The following is an 18,801-nucleotide window of genomic DNA, read 5'->3' as shown; positions in this document are numbered from 1 at the left end:
CGTCAATTCTCCCAATAATCAGTAATTTTATCACCAGATTTACATCCATATTTCTAATTAAAAAATTCGAGGCTAATATTATGGGTACTTTGCGACAAAGCCAAACCAAAAAGGCTAAATCGACTGTTGATCAACAAACCGCATCTAGTAATCAGCGCAATATCCATCCAGCAGAAGAACTACAAGATATGTTTGGTAATAGGGCGCTAAGTCGTCTGATTGAGTCGCAAAGTCTCCCAAATCAACCAACAGATAATTCTCCCAACTTACTTCTGAAGCAAATTTCCACAACTAATAATTCTGCAATCCAGCGTCGTCCTTTATTTCGAGGTTTGTCCCATGAATTAACAGCTAATAAACAGGGTAATATGGTACAGGACAAGCTAACAGTTAATCAACCAGGGGATAAATACGAACAAGAAGCTGATCGAGTTGCATCACAAGTTGTTCAGCAGATAAATACCTCAAAAATCCAGCCCTATCAATCTGAAGAAACAATACAGCCTCAAACATTGATGCGAAAAGCTGAAACACAGGAAAATAATATAAGGACTTCTCCACAGTTTGAAGCATCTCTCAAACAGGAGCGGGGTACGGGGCAACCTCTTCATCAAAGTATCCGAGAACCAATGGAGCAAGCTTTTGGCACAGATTTGAGTGGAGTTCGGGTGCATACTACCTCTTTATCAAATGAGCTAAATGAAACTGTTCAAGCCAAAGCATTTACTACAGGGCGAGATGTATTTTTCCGTGAAGGAGCTTATCAACCTGGAAGTCGAGAAGGGCAAGAGTTAATTGCCCATGAATTAACTCATGTTGTGCAGCAAAATGGTACTACCGCACTAGGAAATACAGCAGTTATTCAACGCGAAGAAACTAAACTTTTATCTAAAGAAGCAGGTAAAAAAACTAAAGATGAAGAAAAATACTTAAAACAAAGTAAATCAGGTTATCAAAATGTCACTGAAAAAACATCAGAATTGGCTGGAGCAGAAATAGCAGCAAAAAAAATTATAGAAGCTAAAGATCAAGACTTTAAAGCGGCCTGTGAATTATTAATGAGAGCAGGATTCTTTGGCTCTTATAGCACTAAAACAGAGACAGGTACATTTTCTAGAAATAGTTCACAGGAGCTTTTTACAGGAGTAGACGCTAAAGGTAAAGTCAGTGCCGAAGTAAAAGATGTGATTGAAGGCATTAAGTTACTAGCTGAGATCAGCACCCAAGGAGGTATCGGAGCTACACTGGCAGAGGATCTAGCTTTCAATGCAGGTGAATTAAGTCTGAAATTAAAAGGAAAACTAGAAAGTTTTATTGGTTTTAAAGCAAGTGCCAAAAGTGAGTTAAAACTGAATGTTTTAGATGGATTGGTAGCTAGTGCTTCGGCTGAAGCAAAAGCAGGAATTTCTTTATCAGGTAATGTTTCGGCTGAACTTAGTAAGGGAAATTTGGGCGCTCAGGTGGCAGCAGAAGGTAAATATGATGGTGGCGCTTCAGCTAAGGCTACTAGTAAAGCACAAGTTGGTCCTGCCGGTATCTCCGGTAGTGTTAGCGCAGAAGCACTTGCTGGCGCTCAAATCAGTGGCAAGGTATCTGGAAGTATTACAACTCGTAAGGGCAATAAATTAATTAATATCTCCACTGGTGGATCGCTATCGGCTGGTGTAGGCGCAAAAGTGAAAGGTGAAGCAACATTCTCAAAGGGTACATTTAAACTTGGTACTGCCGTCGGGGGAACTTTAGGAGTAGGTGGTGGTGCCGAAATCGAGATAGAAATAGATATTTCCGCAATTAAAGGTGCAATCAAAGATGCTTGCTCAAGTCCTAACCCCAGTACACTCATGAGCAAGGTAGCTGAGAAGCGGCCGAATATGCCAGAAGCTGAGGTAGGAGCCATGAAAGCGGAACTTTATAATGCTTTGTTCCCCAAAGTTTATAATTACGCTAAAGGTAAAGCTAAGAGCGGCAGTGCAAAACATTATGTCAAGCGACAGGTAGTGCAAGAAATCATTGCTAAGGAGGTACAAGGAAGTGACAGATTGGCGGAAATTATTTGGTACAAAGAATCAGATGAAGTATTAGCTGAAATGGCTTATGATGCTACCACTAAAGCTGCTAATGAGGCTGAAAAGCCTAAATTAATAGCAGCAAGTGAAAGTTCTTTTGGTATCAGGAGAGGTGTAATACTTTTGTGGCCTTACAAAAGCGAATGATTAATACCCCTCTTATGTCACTCTCCGAAAACATTTGTCATTTTTGAATTCTAGAGTCTTGACATAGGAAATCCCCTCAACCTCACCCCCTTCCCTAAAAGGGAAGAGGGGATTGAAAAACATCTCCAATAATAAAGATTAAGCCAGGAAATTATGAAATTACCAAACATGGGCAGCTATTGTAGTGAAGAAATTGGTATATCTATTTCTTTGCCGGAATATTGGCATCCACAAGTTATTAATCAATGGCAATTTCGGATTTTTGGACTCCCAGAACCAGGCTTTGAGGAATATTTTGAGGAGTATCGCTCTACAATGAGTTATCTCCTAGCTGAACCGGAAAATAATTCTGGTAATTGGTTTGAAATCTTAATTACTGACTCTGGTAATAAAATACAAGAAGACTACAATGAATATCAGTTAATCAGTGAGGAATCTTGCCATATTTCTGGTCACAAAGCTTATATTAGACAATACGAATGGACAGAAATAACCACAAGTTTACGCCTTTCCCAATTACAGTCTCTCATTTACAATGATTCTTCATCTTTTTATCTAATTAATGCAGCAACCTTGAAACCACTAGAAGCAAAATATATGCCAGTATTTAGAGAAATTCTACATTCAACACAAATTATTTCTAGTGATTCTTCAAATTAACACATTCTTATTACTGATTAATAATGGTTGCTTTAGCAGACGAAAATCCTTATACTCCTTACCTGAATCAACTTCTCCTTTTCTTACAACAATTAGACAAACTGTTAGAAAAAGCTATTACCAATGCTCACACAACCTATGATACAGAAGTATTAAATAGCCCTTATCATGGGATGCACATTCGTCAAGAAGAGGTAGAACGTTTATTAAGTAGTCAACCTGTAACACCTGTATTACAACAGAACAGCGCAAACTTAGATGAATTACCTTCAGATATTGCTTGGGAAGGCTCTCCTTTAGCATGGCTTCAAGAAATTTTTGGTTTATCAGATTTCGATGTAAATATTATAGCGATCGCACTCGCCCCAGAACTTGACCGTCGTTATGAACGCCTCTATGCTTATCTCCAAGATGATGTACGTTGCAAACGACCTACCATAGACTTAGCTCTCAATTTACTCTGCACTTCTGCTATAGAAAAACTCACACGACGGGTTCATTTTAATGCTGATGCACCACTGATTCGTCATCGACTGCTACATCTAATTCCAGAATCTAATCACACAGATCCTTCTCTACTCGCTCATAACATTAAACTCGATCAGCAAGTTATTCAACTTTTATTAGGAGAAACAGGTATAGATGCTAGACTTACTGATTTTTGCCAATTAATTACACCTCAAATCAGTTTTGAGAACTTGCCTTTAGAGCCAGAAATTAAACAAAATTTGATATCATTAATCACAGCAAATTTAGAAACAGTTAAACCTTTTAATTTATATTTTAAAGGTGAGGATATCCCCAGTAAACGGCAGACTGCTGAAGCTATGGCCAAATCCTTGGGGTTACCTTTTTTAATAGCAGACTTGGCGAGGATTGTCGAGGCTAAAGCTGAATTTGAATCAACAATCAAATTATTATTTCGTGAAGCTAGGTTTAAAAATGCCTTACTTTATATAGAATCTTTAGATAGTTTGCAAGCTCCAGAAAATAATATTTTATATCAAATTTTTCTCAAGCAGTTAATTGAATATTCTCTATTTACTATCTTATCTGCTATCAAACCTTGGGTAAATATTACAAATCAAGTAGTAGAACTAATCGCCGTTCCTTTCACGATGCCAAATTTTGCACAGCGTCGTTTTTATTGGCAGAAATACTTGCAAGCAGCAGATATTACCCTAGATAATCAAGAGTTGGATAGTTTAAGCGATCGCTTTCGTCTCACTTCTGAACAAATTGCTGATGCTGTGGTAAATGCTACCAATCAAGTTGGCTGGAAAAATCAAGCTATAGAGGCTACTAATACTCAAGTTAACTTACAAAAATCTATAACATTAATTGATTTATCTACCGCCGCTAGAGGTTTATCAGCACATGATTTAGCCACCTTAGCGCGGCACATTCAGCCTAAATATAGTTGGGACGATATTATATTACCGGCTAACCAAAAGCATCTCTTGCGAGAAATCTGCAACCAAGTCAAGCACCAACATTTAGTTTGGGAAAAATGGGGTTTTGAAAGTAAAGTTTCACTGGGGAAAGGGTTAAATGTCATGTTTTCTGGAACCCCTGGTACAGGGAAAACAATGGCAGCAGAAATCATTGCTCAAGAATTACAACTCGACTTGTATAAAATTGATTTATCCCAAATAGTTAGTAAATATATCGGTGAAACCGAAAAGAATTTACATCGAATTTTTACTGCTGCTACTAATGCTAATGCTATTCTTTTATTTGATGAAGCAGATTCTCTATTTGGCAAGCGCAGTGAAGTTAAAGATGCTCATGATCGCTATGCTAATTTGGAAATCAGTTACCTATTACAAAAAATGGAAGAGTATGAAGGAATTACTATCCTAACTACTAATCTCCGCATGAACATGGATGATGCTTTTGTCCGGAGACTGCGTTTTATTATTGAATTTCCTTTCCCTAATGAAAAGCAAAGGTACGAAATTTGGCAGAAAATATTTCCTAAAAGCACACCTTGTAGTTCTGAGATAGACTTAAATTTTCTGGCCCATAATTTTGAACTTACAGGGGCAAATATTCGTAATATTGCCTTAACTGCTGCCTTTTTAGCTGCTGAGGATAGCAATCAAATTGAAATGCCTCATTTGATTCAAGCAGTACGTCGTGAATATCAAAAGATGGGCAAAATTCTCAAAGATAAAGAATTAAATTGAAATGAGTTTGATTAATTAAAAATCAGCAAGATTTGCAAACTATCTAGCTATAAGCTTGTTATAAACTACAATTTTTACTTTCAACTAAACGAATGGCATCAATGACATTCATTCTAGTGAAAGAAAAATATCAGCCAACTTTGCTATGTAGGGTTTAAGCAATATCCATTGGTGTCAAATTAACGTGAAACCCGCTCTTGTGAAAGGTTTCGCCCTCACCCCCAGCCCCTCTCCCACAGGGAGAAGGGAGCCAGAGATTTAGTTCCCCTTCTCCAAGGGGAGAAGGGGTTAGGGGATGAGGGCGCGAGGTATTTGTACAACACCCGTCTTATATCGCTTTTAGCTTAAGTTGACACCGATGAGCAATGTTGTCCCCCTACAATCTGTCGAATTATTTTTTCAAATTGATATTAGTTGTTGAGGTAATAGCCAACTGCTTCATAAACAAAAAGATACCCGACTTATTGAAACAGTCAGGTATCTGATCCAACACAGATTTGTAATTACGAATTACGAATTACGAATTACCTAATTTCTTCCAAATCCACCCATTCATCATAAGAAGAATCGTAATCTAGGTAATGCACATAATATTGTTGTCCTTGAATTTTCTGAATACTGGCGGAATACCAATCTTCGTTATCTTCATCCCAAACTTTGATTTTTTGATTCACAGCAAATCCATTGCTATCGGATGAGCCATGTTCGCGAATGCGAATTTCATCTTCGCCTACCCATTCGTTGTAGGATGAACCGTAGCCAATGTAATTGACAAAGAATTGGTCATTTTCTACTTTCTCAATTGTGGCTTGATACCAATCTTCGTCGTCTTCGTCCCAAACTTCTACATTTTTGCTAACTGCATACTGACTTTTACCTGGCTGTGCTGCTGATGCTGGTGCTGTGCTAGGTTGTAGTGCTGGTGGAGGAGTTTCGGCTTTCACTAAAGAGTGCGATCGCAAAATTATGGCGCGTGCTACTGATTGAATGCCTGTATGCTCAAAGTAATTGGTGGTTTGATCCAAGAATGCGGCGACGAAATCTAAGTTATCATCAGCAATCTGAATAAAGTTACCTAAATGGCTAGTAATCGATTGCGGTGTTAAACCTGTCTTCGCTACTAAGCCATTCATCCAGCCTTGTACGGAGTTGAAAGCTTGAGTAATAAAACCAAATTTCTCGGAGGGATTATTACCAGGTAAAGCGGTATTAACTGCTAAGAATACAGGATTTTGTGCGACTACGTTGGCATCAGAGCCAGTAATAATGCTGTGAATTTTACTGAGGAAATCAGGCCCTAAAGGTAGCATTCCATCTATGCAGACTAAGGCTATCATCCGCATCAGGGAAGCATCTTGATAGTTGTCGGCTAGAGATTTAGCAAATTCTTGGGGATTAGGACTAGGAATACCATTTATTTTCGAGAAGGCAATAATTTCAATTGCAATTTTTAAGACTAAATCTATAGTTTGAGTTACGTCTGCTTTGGGAGTAATGTTACTTAAAAAAGACAGAAAACCAATTTTTTCACCCACTTTATTTGCTAAAGCTGCTGTCGCCATAGCGGTGTCGGCTTTATCGATGGTTTGATATAGTTTCACCGCCATCTGATAGCCATTTTGCGGATCGTTATAAAGAGAAACAGCGCGATCGCGGATTCTTTGAATAACTGCGGGGTCAGTTTCACCAGTAATTGCACGTACACTATTGTCAAAACCTACCAGGTTGTTCCACTGTCCGGGAGCAACATAATTGAGAGCGTTTAAAACCTTGATACTGATATTATCGCTTGGTAATTCGTCAACCAACTGCACAATTGATTTATCCATGAGCGGGTTCTCCCAACGCCAAAACATAGTATGCAATTATACTCAAGTATTTTGGGGAGTTGGTTGATTTATTAAGAGATAGAAATTTTTCGCCTCTGTAATATAGCAAGAGTTGTTGGGGAAGGGGGAAATGGGGAAAAAGGGGAAGGGAAAACCTTTAACCTTTTCCCCAAAACCAATTTTGAATTTTGAATTTTGGATTCACGACGGTACTAATGCGATCGCAGTTACTTCTGGAGGACAATGCCAACATCCTGGGGGAAATTTTGACCCTTAACCTTTGACCCTTGACCCTTAACCCTTGACCCCTTGACAACCCCAACAAAAAAATATGCAATCTAAATGTTAGATGTGCATTAGCTTACCAGCGAAACTTTTGAGGATACTGTAATGGCAAGCGAAGAGAATTCTATTTTCTCAGAGCAGATCGGGCTGATAGATCGGGTTTTAGCAGCCTCTACCGATCATATATATATTAGCGATCGCAACTTACGCTATCTTTATGCCAGTCCAGCCGGGTTAGCAGCTTTGGGTTTAGAACAGGCGCAATTGCTGGGGAAAACTTGGCAGGAGTTAGGATTTCCGGCTGACATCATGGAAGTTTACGATCTGCAACGCAAATCTGTATTGCATACGGGAATTGCGATGAGAGGTGAAACGAGTTTCCCCACCGTTAATGGAGTCAGGTACTACGAATATGTGATTTCTCCCATTGAGGGAAATGACGGAGAAATTGAGGCAGTCATTAGTACTACCAGAGACATTACAGAACGCCAGCAAGCAGAAGCAGCATTACGCCTACTAACTGAGGAATTAGAAGCCAGAGTTACAGCTAAAACCCAGGATTTAGCAGCCATTAATGAATCCCTGCGTCGAGAAATTGCAGAACGTCAAAGAGCAGAACAAGCATCTCAAGAAAGCCAAATGCGATTTTCTGCTTTAGTGGATGCCATGTTTGAAGGCATTTTGATGAAAGAGCAGGGGAAAATTATTGAAGCTAATGCTGGGTTCGCCCGAATGTTTGGTTATACCTTAGAAGAAGTAATCGGTAAATCAGCAACCGATTTTCTCACGCCGGAATCCCAGGAAACTTTGTTGCATCATATTGAGAACCAGTATGAACTGCCTTATGAAATTACTGGGATTAAAAAAGATGGCACCCTCATTCAATTAGAGGTAGTAGGTAAACAAAGCTTTTATCAAGGGCGGAGTGTGAGGATTTCGGCAGTACGAGATATTACTGAGCGCAAAAAAGCCGAAACCGAACGCAATCAACTACTACAACAATTAGAAGCGGAACGCAGCCGCTTAGAACAAGTCCTGCAACAAATGCCTTTAGGTGTGGCGATCGCAGAGGCTCCTTCGGGAAAACAACTGTTTCACAATCAAGAAGCCGTCAGACTGTTGCGCCATCCAATATTACCAGCCCAGACTTACCAAGAGTACATTAAATACGGTGCAATTCACGAAGATGGGCAACCTTATCAACCGCAAGAGTACCCCCTAGCCCGTTCGCTGCTTTCTGGCGAAGTCATTAAAGGTGAAGAAATACACTACCGCCGAGGTGATGGCACATTCACCCTGTTATCTGTGAGTGCAGCGCCAATTCTAGATCAAGATGGGCAAATTATCGCCACTGTCAGCGCCTTTGAAGATATTTCGGAGCGTAAACAGGCTGAACAAAGGTTAGCCAAAGAATCTCTGCGGATTCAAACCCTGTTTAAAACCTCCTTTGATGGCATTGTCATTTTAGACAAAGAAGGTAAAGTATTAGATGCCAATCCCCGATATGCGGCAATGTTGGGGTATAATTGCCAAGAAATTGCTAAACTCAGTATTTTTGATTGGGATGCTCAGTGTAGCGATGCCCAGCTACAGCAAATGATGCAAGACTGCACGAATTACAACAGTGGGATTTTAGAAACTCAGCATCGTCGCAAAGATGGCTCAGTCTACGATGCCGAAATTAGCTTCAACGTCGTGGAGTGGGAAGGAGAGATTCTGCGATTTTGCGTTTGTCGAGATATTACCGAACGCAAACGCACAGAAGCAGCCTTAAGGGAAAATCAAATTCAGCTGCAGCGCCAATTAGCAGAAATTGAAACTATCTATCAATCAGCCCCCATTGGCTTAAGCGTTTTAGATCAAGATTTGCGCTTTGTGCGGATTAATGAACGCCTAGCCCAAATGAATGGTTTGGCGATTGATGCACATATCGGTAGGACAGTACAAGAGTTGCTACCTAATATAGCGGATGCAGCAGGACAAATGTTTCGCTCCATTTTCGCAACAGGCGAACCTGTACTCAATATAGAAATAACTGGGGAAACTCCCGCTCAACCTGGTGTGCAACGGACTTGGTTAGAAAGCTTTCTGCCATTAAAAGATGGGGAACGCATTATTGGTATCAGTGCCGTATGTGAAGAAATTACCGAACGCAAACAAGCAGAACAGAGTTTGCAAGCCAGCGAAGCCACTTTACGCCTATTTGTCCAGTATGCACCTGCTGGGATTGCCATGTTTGATCGAGATATGCGCTACATCATAGCTAGTCAACGATGGGTGGATAGCTATCATCTCGATACAGTGGAATCTCTAATTGGGCGATCGCACTACGAAATTTTTCCCGAAATTACCGAGAACTGGCGACAAATCCATCAACGCTGTCTAGCTGGAGCCAGCGAAAGATGTGATGAAGATTTGTTTGCTCGCGCCAATGGCACCCAGCAGTGGATTAACTGGGAAATTCATCCCTGGCATACTGCTACAGGTGAAATTGGTGGCATTATAATTTTTGGTGATGATATTACACCACAAAAACAAGCCAAAGAAGCACTGCGCCAGAGTGAATATTTGTATCGCACCCTAGCTCACAACTTCCCCAATGGTGGAGTTAACATTTTTGACCGTGATTTACGCTATCTGTTATCTGATGGTACAGAAATAGCCAAAGTTGGGATGACAAAAGAACAACTTGAGGGACATACTCTCTGGGAAACCGTACCTCCAGAAACTAGTGCGGTTTTAGAACCACACTATCGAGCTGCATTAGCCGGAGAAACCACAATTTTTGAACTTTCCTTTGGCGAGTCTATTTATCAAATCCATACACTCCCCCTATTCAATGAGCAAGGAGAAATATTTGCAGGTTTATCCATGTCGCAGAACATTACTCTGCAAAAGCAAGCAGAGCAAACACTCAAAATGGCACGGGATGAACTAGAACTGCAAGTTCAAGAACGTACCAAGCAACTGCTGGAAACTAATGCAATTCTGCAAAAACGGGAACAAGAATTTCGGACATTAGTAGAAAATACACCCGATGTCATTAGCCGACATAATCGCCAATATTGTTATCTTTATGTCAACCCTGCTAGTACACAACAGTCGGGAATTCCAGTCACAACCTATCTGGGCAAAAAACCCGCAGACTTAGGCTATCCCCAAGAAATTGCTGATTTTTGGACAGCATCTTTAGAAACTGTCTTTACCACAGGCAAAATGCGAATACATGAATTTCGAGTTCCCCACCAAGATGAGTGGAAAGTTTACCAAACTTACGTAGTCCCAGAGTTGGGAGTAAATGGTGAGGTTGAGTCTGTTTTGACGATTAGTCGCGATATTACTGAACTCAGAGAAGCCGAGGAATCATCCCGAACACTAGCAGAAGAACTGAAACGCTCCAATCAAGAACTAGAACAATTTGCTTATGTCGCCTCTCACGATTTACAAGAGCCACTCAGAGCAGTTACCAGTTTTACACAAATGCTAGCAAAGCGTTATCAAGGACAACTCGATGGGAAAGCAGATATGTATATCGAGTTTATTGTCGATGGCGCAATCCGGATGCAGCAACTCGTCAAAGATTTATTAACCTACTCTAGAGCCGGTCGCTATCAACCAAGGTTGCAATCAGTTGATTGTAATGCCTTACTCGAACAGGTTAAAAAAGATTTGCAAATCACCATTACTGAAACTCAAGCCACAATTACCGCCGATCCTTTACCCACTGTGCTTGCCGATCCCACCCAACTGTCAAATTTGTTACTAAACTTAATTGGCAATTCCTTGAAATACCGTAGTGAGTTCTCTCCAAAGGTATATATTTCTGCTCATAAAAATAGATTACCATTAACAGAGCAACATTTCCCTGAAAATTGCAGCTCACTTTCTGCAAATTCTCAGGAAGAGTGGGTGTTCACTGTTCAAGATAATGGAATTGGCATCGAACCACAGTACGCCGAAAGAATATTCGGAATCTTTCAACGGCTTCATGCTAGTGATGAGTACTCTGGTACTGGCTTAGGATTAGCCATCTGCAAAAAGATTGTAGAACGGCATAGTGGGAGAATTTGGGTAGAGTCGCAACTTGGACAAGGAGCTACTTTTTACTTTACACTTCCCATTGGGAATTAGAACTGAATATGTCATCTCACAATCGATTAAAAGTACTCAAAATTTTACTTGTCGAAGATTCCAAAAGTGATGCCGTCTTGATAGCAGAAACTCTGAGCGAAAGTAAATTCCTCAATCAGTTAAATATTGTGCGAGATGGAGCCGAAGCCAGCGATTATTTATATAGGCGCGGCAAATATAAGGATGTCAATCGTCCTGATTTAATTCTGCTAGATTTAAATTTACCCAAGAAAAATGGTAGAGAACTACTAGCAGAAATCAAAGCAGATGACAATCTCAAAACCATACCTATTGTCATATTGACCACTTCTTCGGCTGAAACTGACATTCTCAAGAGTTATCAGCTCAACGTTAATTGCTACCTTGTCAAACCAGTTGATCTGGAACAATTTGTAGCAGTTGTCAAATCAATCGAGCATTTTTGGTTAGCACTTGTTGAGTTACCCGCTCATCAGAATAGTTGAAATTGCTAATTTGAGATTGCAAGATGCTTGTCAAGCAAAAATAAAAATCAAAATAAATTTGAATTTTTGTAAATCATAATTTTCTGAAAAAAATACTTGTTACTTTAGGACTTGAAACGTTGTGATGGTGTGGGTGAGATGATGTATGGAAAGTGATATGCTGGCGGTCTTGCTTGTAGAAGATAATCTTGCTGATGTTGCAATATTGACAGAAATATTACAGGATAGCGAAGCTAATTCCTGGCAGATTACTCATTTCAAACGACTTCATCTTGCACTCCAACAACTACAAGATAGTGAATTTGATGTAATTCTTTTAGACCTCTCATTACCAGATTCTCAAGGTCTAGATACTGTTATTCAAATGCAAGCAGCAGTTCCACATCTACCAATTGTAGTCCTCACCGGGTTGCCAGATAAAAAACTAGCTCTAGAAGCCTTAGCTTTGGGGGCACAAGATTATTTAGTAAAAGGACAAATTTCATCCCAATTATTAGTAAAAACGGTCGAGTATGCTATCAAGCGGATGCAAATTTTGCGGAAAGAAAAAGAACTCAGCCAAATGCGGGCGCGATTCATTTCTACAGCATCCCATGAATTTCGTACACCTTTAACTATTATTGCCTCCTCCACTGAATACCTAGCAGCCTATAGCTATCGTGTCAGCCAAGAAAAGCAACAGCAACATTTAGAACGCATTGAAAAAGCCATTAAACACATGACTCAGTTGCTTGATGATGTATTGATGCTCAACTTAGCTGACCTTGAGCAGTTGCAGTTAAATCTAGAAACATTAGATTTAGTAAAATTTTGTCATGATTTAATAGCAGATTTTGAAGCCAATATCTACGGGCAGAGAATTGTCTTTGTTGCTACTCGTGATCATCAAAAACTTACAACTTTGACTACTAAGATTGACCAAAAACTTATTCGCCAAATTCTGATGAATCTGTTGAATAATGCTCTCAAATATTCCCCACCAGAGAGTATGATTAATTTTCAAATAACAGTCAAAGATTGTGATATTATTTTTCAAATTCAAGATTACGGAGTAGGTATTCCTCAAGAAGACCAAGTGAACTTATTTCAGCCTTTCCAGCGAGCGCGGAATGTAGGCACAATCTCCGGTACTGGTTTAGGTTTATCAATTGTCAAGCGGTGTGTAGATTTACATAAAGGTACAATTACTGTTAGCAGTCAAGTCAGTAAAGGAACAATATTTACAGTCAATATTCCTTATATTGATGGAGACTGTAATCTCACACTCAATTAATTTATCAATGCAATTTGAAAACTCAATAATTCTCCTAAAAAATCGAGGGTGATGACCTTTGAGGGAGAGCATACTTTACTTAAACCAAGGTAGTAAGCTAAATGTACCGCGTTCGTACATAATAAATACCCCCAAGCCAATCAATACAAAAGGAACGATGTGCTTGCCGTAGCGACTTAAAATATATGCAATGGTAGGATGACGGCTTAAGAAATAAGCGATCGCACACCAAATTGCTACCATCACAAAAAAGACTATTAAAATCACTCCTAAGCTGCTAAGGCTCTGACCAGCAAATAAGGGGATATATATACTAATATTGTCGCCACCATTGGCAATTGTCACGGCTGCAACTTTATAGGTATAAGGATGCAGAATACTCCAAATAACAGCAAGTATGCGGTTATGGGGTGAAGTCTGTGTAAAATCATGAGATACTGTTTGTACTTCTGTAGTATCTTCTTCTCTCTCTAGTAAGTGCTTAATACCAATGGCGATTGGTAGTATTCCCAGTAATCCAATCCATTCTCGCGGTACGACTAAACCACCAAAAAATCCTGGTAAGCTAGCCAGAATAATCGCCGCAAAACCAAAATACTGACCAATAAAAATATGTCGCCGCCGAAAGTTACTATCTATTTGCGAAAAAAATAGCAGTAAAATGAGTATGTCATCAATATTTGTAGCTGCAAAAGCGATTATTCCTTCTGTAAAAGCTGTACCAAGCTGGCTCATGGTGGCTGATGAAAATATACAATTTACACCATACCAAATTAAGAACTACTCAAAGTCAAATAAAATACTCTCGTAGTTAGGATTTTGCTCATATCCCAATACAGTTCAGATAAGATTATTCGTGACTGATTTGTCAGTTGTGGAAACAGCTAGCTCAATTGGGGGATTCTCCCCCAAACCCCCGATTGGGTGAAGTTTGTGGGGAAGGTTTCCTTCCACAAAACTTCGGACGGTTGCGTCCCCCAAACCCCCTCCAAAATTATTGTTGAGTTTTTTGTTGAATAACTAGTTTTTTGGTTTTGTTTTAAGAAGTAAAAACTAAAAAGATAATCCCTATAAATAAAGCACAAAGTCAGAGCGTCGGCTTCCGGCGAACTGAACTTTGCAAGATAGGTGATTTAATAAGGAAGTAGTATTTCGAGACGCATAGCGCGAGAAATAAATGTTCCTATTTTGTTCCATAAATGAATTTAGCGCGAAGTCAGAGCGTCGGCTTCCGGCGCTCTGAACTTCGGGTATAGAGGGGCTTGTGACCTTGTGACTATTATTCTTTTTCTTTCTTTTGCCTTTTTACTCCTTTGGAGTTCGCCAGTTGCTTTATGCCGGGGAACCCGTCCACCGCACTGGCTCACTTTTTACTTTTTACTTTTTACTTTTTCGGTCATATCCCTAAATATATGAGTGAGTTAATCACAACAATTAGCACCGCAATTGCTGCCTTTAGCGCCACAAATATTGATGATATTGTAATTTTGTTGCTGTTTTTTGCCCAAATTAATCCTAACTTCCGTCCTCGTCATATAATTTTTGGGCAATATTTAGGCTTCACTATATTAATATTTCTCAGTCTTCCTGGGTTTTTTGGAGGCTTAATTTTACCACCAAATTGGATTGGCTTACTGGGCTTACTGCCCCTATCTATTGGTATTAATAGCTTGGTAAATTGGCAAGAAAAACAAGCGGAGGAAGTAGTAACAGCAATTGCCGAATCTAAAGATTCTAATCTTGCAATTGTAGCATCACTGACTGTTGCTAATGGCAGCGATAATATTAGTGTTTATGTACCTTTATTTGCTAACAATAATTTAGAAAATTTACTGATAATTATTGCTCTATTTTTTCTGCTTTTAGGAGTATGGTGTTATGCTACATACCAACTAACCCATCAGAAAATAATAGCGAATTTCTTAATTCACTATGGCAACAACATCGTGCCTTTTGTTCTGATGGGATTAGGTGCTTTTATTGTATTGAAGAGTCAAGCTTTAAGTCTAATAAAGCTAGGTGCAAGTTGTCTTTGTTTGACAATTTTGTTAAAAAATCATGAAAATGCCTAGTCAGTAGAAAAAATTAGGCATTATATCAAGTCCGGCTAATTACTTACAATATAGTTGGTCTTTTTAGTCATTGGGAACTGGGAAGTGGTAATTGTTAAACTGCATTTTTCTTTCCCATTACCCATTACCGACCTTCACAGATATGATAAGTGTTTAAACGGACATGATATTTAGACTTTACTTAACCATTCGCTTTCCTCTGGATCTCTAAACAATGAGGTGCTGAGGTAGCGTTCGCCGAAGCTTGGCTGCACCATTACAATCAAACGTCCCTCATTTTCTGGACGCTGGGCGACTACAAGGGCTGCATACAAAGCTGCACCCGCAGAAATACCTGATAGTAATCCTTCTTCTTTGGCTAACCGACGGCTATAAGATATCGCCTGTTCATCGCTGACTTGAATCACTTCATCAACAAGATCTGGACGGTAAATTGCTGGGACAAATCCGGGGCCAATTCCTTGGATTTTGTGGGGGCCTGGTTTACCACCTGCTAAGACAGGGCTGTTGGTAGGCTCAACTGCGATCGCTTTAAAATTGGGTTTACGTTGTTTAAGCACTTCAGAAACGCCTGTAATCGTTCCACCAGTTCCCACTCCAGCGATGAGGATATCTACCTGTCCATCTGTATCAGCCCAAATTTCTTCGGCGGTAGTTAAAGCATGAACCTTGGGATTAGCAGGGTTACGGAACTGCTGCAGCATATAGGCATTAGGCGTGTTGGCAACGATTTCCTCCGCTCGAGCGATCGCTCCCCGCATCCCTTCCACTCCAGGCGTTAACTCTAATTGCGCGCCATAGGCTTTGAGCATAGCGCGGCGTTCCTGGCTCATCGTATCAGGCATCGCTAGAATAAGATGGTAGCCCTTGGCGGCGGCTACCATTGCCAAAGCAATCCCTGTATTACCGGAGGTTGGTTCTACCAAAATGGTTTTTCCTGGCTCAATCCAACCGCCTGTTTCCGCCGCTTCCACCATGCTGACACCAATTCTGTCTTTAACAGAAGCAGCTGGGTTCATGCTTTCTAGCTTCACCACAATCTGAGCAAGTGCGCCCGCAGCTTGGGGAATCTTATTTAATTGAACTAAAGGAGTCCGTCCGACTAACTGTGTAATATCTTTGGCTATCCGCATAAGGGGTACTCCTGCGTAACTAAATGTAATACATGGGACTCTGCTGTAAACGAGTCTCTCTTTGCTGACATAAGTCTTGGAGTGTATAGCTATTTAAAACCTGTATTGAGGCTGTATTAGCTTGCTCCCAAACTTCCAGCACTAAACTCCTTTCCAGAGTCGGAGATGCGGAGCTGTCTTTGTCTTTGCGCTCACCTTCTACCACCGTGACAATCTCCAGTAAGGTAATTTGCCAAGGCTCACGAACTAAAATGAAACCGCCTTTTGAGCCACGTTGACTCTGCACCACACCAGCACGCCGCAGGTTGGTCAAAATTTGTTCGAGATAACGTTCTGGTATGGGCTGTTTGGCAGTGATTTCGCTCATGGTGAGAGGAACTTTTTTGCTGTGGTTGCTTGCTAACTCTAAAAGTGCCAGCAGAGCATATTCAACTTTGGAAGACAGATCCAGGAGAGCGTAGTTTTGGCTATTCAAGTCTGTACTCAATATACTACCGTTGGTCGATGGATTTACCGGGTTTTATGTGAAACTAAATATTACTGCTTAAACGCAGCGTCATTCACTTCACAAATACTCCTAATTTTATCGACTTACCGTAGATTATCTTATAAAATTCAGATAAATAGTCTGAATATTTTGGAAAAATTTCAGAACCTCCCACCAACAACCATCTCACCCACAGCTGATGTATGTTGCTAACTGATTTGCGAACAATTTATGAGCGCGATCCCGCCGCTCGTAACTGGCTAGAGGTATTGTTTTGTTACCCTGGGCTGCAAGCCTTGCTCTTCCATCGCCTAGCCCACAGGCTCTATAAAATTGGGATTCCTGTCATACCAAGATTGATTTCTCATATCAGTCGGTTTCTCACGGGGATTGAAATTCACCCGGGTGCAGTGATTGGTAAAGGTGTATTTATCGACCACGGAATGGGAGTAGTAATTGGTGAGACAGCAATCATCGGTGATTATGCCCTGATTTACCAAGGCGTAACCCTTGGTGGGACAGGAAAAGAAAGCGGTAAGCGTCATCCCACATTAGGTAGCCATGTAGTTGTAGGTGCAGGTGCTAAGGTTTTGGGAAATATTCAATTAGGCGATCGCGTCCGTGTGGGAGCAGGTTCGGTAGTACTGCGAGACGTACCCAGCGATAGTACTGTCGTTGGTATACCCGGAAGGATAACCCGCCAAAACAACCTCAGTGGCGATATTCTCGCTCATGGTAAAGTCCGGGACGTAGAAGCAGAAGCCATCCGCGCCTTATTTGAAAGAGTGAAATCTTTAGATAAACAGCTAGAACAATTGCAAGCTGAATCAAACCTTTCGCCCATTCACGTACATATCCCCGAACCCCACCCCAGTACAACCGAAAGCGATCGCGTCATCGAAGACTTTCTAGATGGTGCGGGAATCTAAATTTGTCATTTGTCATTTGTCATTTGTCATTTGGTAATGGGTAATTGGTAATAGAAATTTCTCCCTCATCTCCCCAATCCCCAGTCCCCAATCCCCAATCCCCAATCCCCAGTCCCCATTACCCCTTATCCCCAGAGGGGGCCCCGAGTTCCCCAATCCCCATTTCTTCCTGCTATTCTCCATTTCCCTATGTCTTAGGTATTGTGGGTAGAACAGGACTATAGGGATGTTGCTCAAAATTTCTCTGGAATCTCCGCTATTTTTCTTCTTGATAACTATTAGTTTTCTGTTAGTAACTTTTACTGCTTGGCTATCTCCACAACCATTGGTATTGAAATCTTTTGGTTTTGAAGATGTTGTACAGGTACTCACTTTACCTCTGTTCATTTCTCTTTTATTGGAGCGTTCTTTAGAAGTTTTTATTACTACCTGGCGCGGGCCGACTACAGAACAGTTAGAAATGAGTATTCAACAACAAAATGCCATAATTGTCGAACGAAAAAAGCTGATCCCAGAGCAGCAATCAGAAAATCAGATACCGCCTTTAGACCCTAATCCTATTATTGTGAATGAGTCAGGTGGCAGCACCTTAGAACAGCAACTAATCCAAAATTTTAGTCAAACGCCAACAGATGTACTGACTAAGTTACAACCCCATATTGATGATTTAACTACCAGAATTAAAGATGTAAATGAAAAAGAGCGAAAACGATTAGCTTACAAGTCAGATACTAGAATAATCGCTCTATGGACATCTTTATTATGCGGTCTATTAATCAGCGCTATCGGTATTCGCTGTATCGAACCGCTAATTATTATTGATACAAATAACCCTATTCAAATAAGTATATTTCGTTGTTTAGATGCCTTATTAACTGGTGGTTTAATTGCTGGCGGTAGTGAGGGAATACATAAGTTTATTCAAGTTTTTACTGATTTTTTAGAAGCTACTTCTAGCCAAGTTAAAGATAAGAGATTATCCGGTTAAAAGCATAAGTAGGGTCAATACTTGTCGGTTAAGGGCAAAAGGGGAAGGGGAAAAGGGGCAAGAAAAAACCTTTAACCCTTACCCTTTCACCTTTTCCCCAAACCAAATTCCAACTTGAAAATCCTTAACCGAGCAGTATTGTAAGTAG

General features: G+C 40.3%; 14 protein-coding genes. 10 read left to right on the top strand and 4 right to left on the bottom strand.

The genetic code is table 11. From position 1 onward, the window contains the following. Positions 1-80 precede the first annotated feature (80 nt). The 3 genes from HGR01_RS24575 to HGR01_RS24565 all read left to right on the top strand — a co-directional run bounded on the left by HGR01_RS24575 (position 81) and on the right by HGR01_RS24565 (position 5,062). Positions 81-2,213 carry a DUF4157 domain-containing protein gene (locus HGR01_RS24575; RefSeq protein WP_052335338.1) on the top strand — a complete coding sequence of 711 codons (2,133 nt, stop codon included), beginning with the start codon at positions 81-83 and terminating at the stop codon, positions 2,211-2,213. 153 nt (positions 2,214-2,366) lie between these two features. Next, positions 2,367-2,873, top strand: a complete 507-nt coding sequence (locus HGR01_RS24570) for a hypothetical protein (RefSeq protein WP_228045444.1) — start codon at positions 2,367-2,369, stop codon at positions 2,871-2,873. Between the two features lie 23 nt (positions 2,874-2,896). Next, positions 2,897-5,062, top strand: coding sequence for an AAA family ATPase (locus tag HGR01_RS24565; protein WP_045873048.1), 2,166 nt, complete (start codon positions 2,897-2,899; stop codon positions 5,060-5,062). Positions 5,063-5,586: 524 nt separating this feature from the next. Here the strand turns inward: HGR01_RS24565 and HGR01_RS24560 are convergent. Beyond that, positions 5,587-6,891 (bottom strand): agenet domain-containing protein, encoded by a 1,305-nt coding sequence (locus tag HGR01_RS24560; protein ID WP_045873047.1) that lies wholly within the window; start codon positions 6,889-6,891, stop codon positions 5,587-5,589. Between the two features lie 130 nt (positions 6,892-7,021). Here HGR01_RS24560 and HGR01_RS24555 point away from each other — a divergent pair, with 130 nt between their 5' ends. The 4 genes from HGR01_RS24555 to HGR01_RS24540 all read left to right on the top strand — a co-directional run bounded on the left by HGR01_RS24555 (position 7,022) and on the right by HGR01_RS24540 (position 13,044). After that, complete coding sequence (locus HGR01_RS24555) at positions 7,022-7,168, top strand: hypothetical protein (RefSeq protein WP_155539516.1); 147 nt, start codon at positions 7,022-7,024, stop codon at positions 7,166-7,168. A gap of 113 nt (positions 7,169-7,281) precedes the next feature. Further along, positions 7,282-11,307 carry a PAS domain S-box protein gene (locus HGR01_RS24550; protein WP_052335337.1) on the top strand — a complete coding sequence of 1,342 codons (4,026 nt, stop codon included), beginning with the start codon at positions 7,282-7,284 and terminating at the stop codon, positions 11,305-11,307. A gap of 8 nt (positions 11,308-11,315) precedes the next feature. Then, complete coding sequence (locus tag HGR01_RS24545) at positions 11,316-11,771, top strand: response regulator (RefSeq protein WP_045873046.1); 456 nt, start codon at positions 11,316-11,318, stop codon at positions 11,769-11,771. Positions 11,772-11,916: 145 nt separating this feature from the next. Then, the gene (locus HGR01_RS24540; protein WP_045873045.1) at positions 11,917-13,044 is read left to right on the top strand and encodes a hybrid sensor histidine kinase/response regulator; all 1,128 of its coding nucleotides are present in this window, start codon (positions 11,917-11,919) and stop codon (positions 13,042-13,044) included. Between the two features lie 75 nt (positions 13,045-13,119). Here the strand turns inward: HGR01_RS24540 and HGR01_RS24535 are convergent, their stop codons facing one another. After that, positions 13,120-13,779, bottom strand: a complete 660-nt coding sequence (locus tag HGR01_RS24535; RefSeq protein ID WP_045873044.1) for a cadmium resistance transporter — start codon at positions 13,777-13,779, stop codon at positions 13,120-13,122. 677 nt (positions 13,780-14,456) lie between these two features. Between HGR01_RS24535 and HGR01_RS24530 the strand changes: the two genes are divergently transcribed. Beyond that, on the top strand, positions 14,457-15,116 hold the full coding sequence (locus HGR01_RS24530) for a cadmium resistance transporter (protein ID WP_045873043.1): 660 nt from the start codon (positions 14,457-14,459) through the stop codon (positions 15,114-15,116). A gap of 170 nt (positions 15,117-15,286) precedes the next feature. Here the strand turns inward: HGR01_RS24530 and cysK are convergent, their stop codons facing one another. Both cysK and HGR01_RS24520 read right to left on the bottom strand, forming a co-directional pair. After that, the gene (gene cysK / locus HGR01_RS24525; RefSeq protein WP_045873042.1) at positions 15,287-16,249 is read right to left on the bottom strand and encodes a cysteine synthase A; all 963 of its coding nucleotides are present in this window, start codon (positions 16,247-16,249) and stop codon (positions 15,287-15,289) included. A 19-nt stretch (positions 16,250-16,268) separates the two neighbouring features. Beyond that, positions 16,269-16,724: an RrF2 family transcriptional regulator gene (locus HGR01_RS24520; protein ID WP_228045445.1), complete on the bottom strand. Its 456-nt coding sequence runs from the start codon at positions 16,722-16,724 to the stop codon at positions 16,269-16,271. A 215-nt stretch (positions 16,725-16,939) separates the two neighbouring features. On the opposite strand from HGR01_RS24520, the gene cysE reads away from it, so the two are divergent. Next, the gene (gene cysE, locus HGR01_RS24515; protein ID WP_045873040.1) at positions 16,940-17,665 is read left to right on the top strand and encodes a serine O-acetyltransferase; all 726 of its coding nucleotides are present in this window, start codon (positions 16,940-16,942) and stop codon (positions 17,663-17,665) included. A 226-nt stretch (positions 17,666-17,891) separates the two neighbouring features. After that, positions 17,892-18,653 (top strand): hypothetical protein, encoded by a 762-nt coding sequence (locus HGR01_RS24510; RefSeq protein ID WP_045873039.1) that lies wholly within the window; start codon positions 17,892-17,894, stop codon positions 18,651-18,653. Positions 18,654-18,801 lie beyond the last annotated feature (148 nt).

The sequence above is a fragment of the Tolypothrix sp. PCC 7712 genome (assembly GCF_025860405.1).
Taxonomy (GTDB): Bacteria; Cyanobacteriota; Cyanobacteriia; order Cyanobacteriales; family Nostocaceae; genus Aulosira; species Aulosira diplosiphon.
This window is presented reverse-complemented; position numbering and strand designations above follow the sequence as displayed.

Bases quoted from the DNA above. Each gene is read 5' to 3' on its own strand.
- HGR01_RS24575 (WP_052335338.1), top strand. From the start codon at position 81: ATGGGTACTTTGCGACAAAGCCAAACCAAAAAGGCTAAATCGACTGTT.
- HGR01_RS24570 (WP_228045444.1), top strand. From the start codon at position 2,367: ATGAAATTACCAAACATGGGCAGCTATTGTAGTGAAGAAATTGGTATA.
- HGR01_RS24565 (WP_045873048.1), top strand. From the start codon at position 2,897: ATGGTTGCTTTAGCAGACGAAAATCCTTATACTCCTTACCTGAATCAA.
- HGR01_RS24560 (WP_045873047.1), bottom strand. From the start codon at position 6,891: ATGGATAAATCAATTGTGCAGTTGGTTGACGAATTACCAAGCGATAAT.
- HGR01_RS24555 (WP_155539516.1), top strand. From the start codon at position 7,022: ATGGGGAAAAAGGGGAAGGGAAAACCTTTAACCTTTTCCCCAAAACCA.
- HGR01_RS24550 (WP_052335337.1), top strand. From the start codon at position 7,282: ATGGCAAGCGAAGAGAATTCTATTTTCTCAGAGCAGATCGGGCTGATA.
- HGR01_RS24545 (WP_045873046.1), top strand. From the start codon at position 11,316: ATGTCATCTCACAATCGATTAAAAGTACTCAAAATTTTACTTGTCGAA.
- HGR01_RS24540 (WP_045873045.1), top strand. From the start codon at position 11,917: ATGGAAAGTGATATGCTGGCGGTCTTGCTTGTAGAAGATAATCTTGCT.
- HGR01_RS24535 (WP_045873044.1), bottom strand. From the start codon at position 13,779: ATGAGCCAGCTTGGTACAGCTTTTACAGAAGGAATAATCGCTTTTGCA.
- HGR01_RS24530 (WP_045873043.1), top strand. From the start codon at position 14,457: ATGAGTGAGTTAATCACAACAATTAGCACCGCAATTGCTGCCTTTAGC.
- cysK (WP_045873042.1), bottom strand. From the start codon at position 16,249: ATGCGGATAGCCAAAGATATTACACAGTTAGTCGGACGGACTCCTTTA.
- cysE (WP_045873040.1), top strand. From the start codon at position 16,940: ATGTTGCTAACTGATTTGCGAACAATTTATGAGCGCGATCCCGCCGCT.
- HGR01_RS24510 (WP_045873039.1), top strand. From the start codon at position 17,892: ATGTTGCTCAAAATTTCTCTGGAATCTCCGCTATTTTTCTTCTTGATA.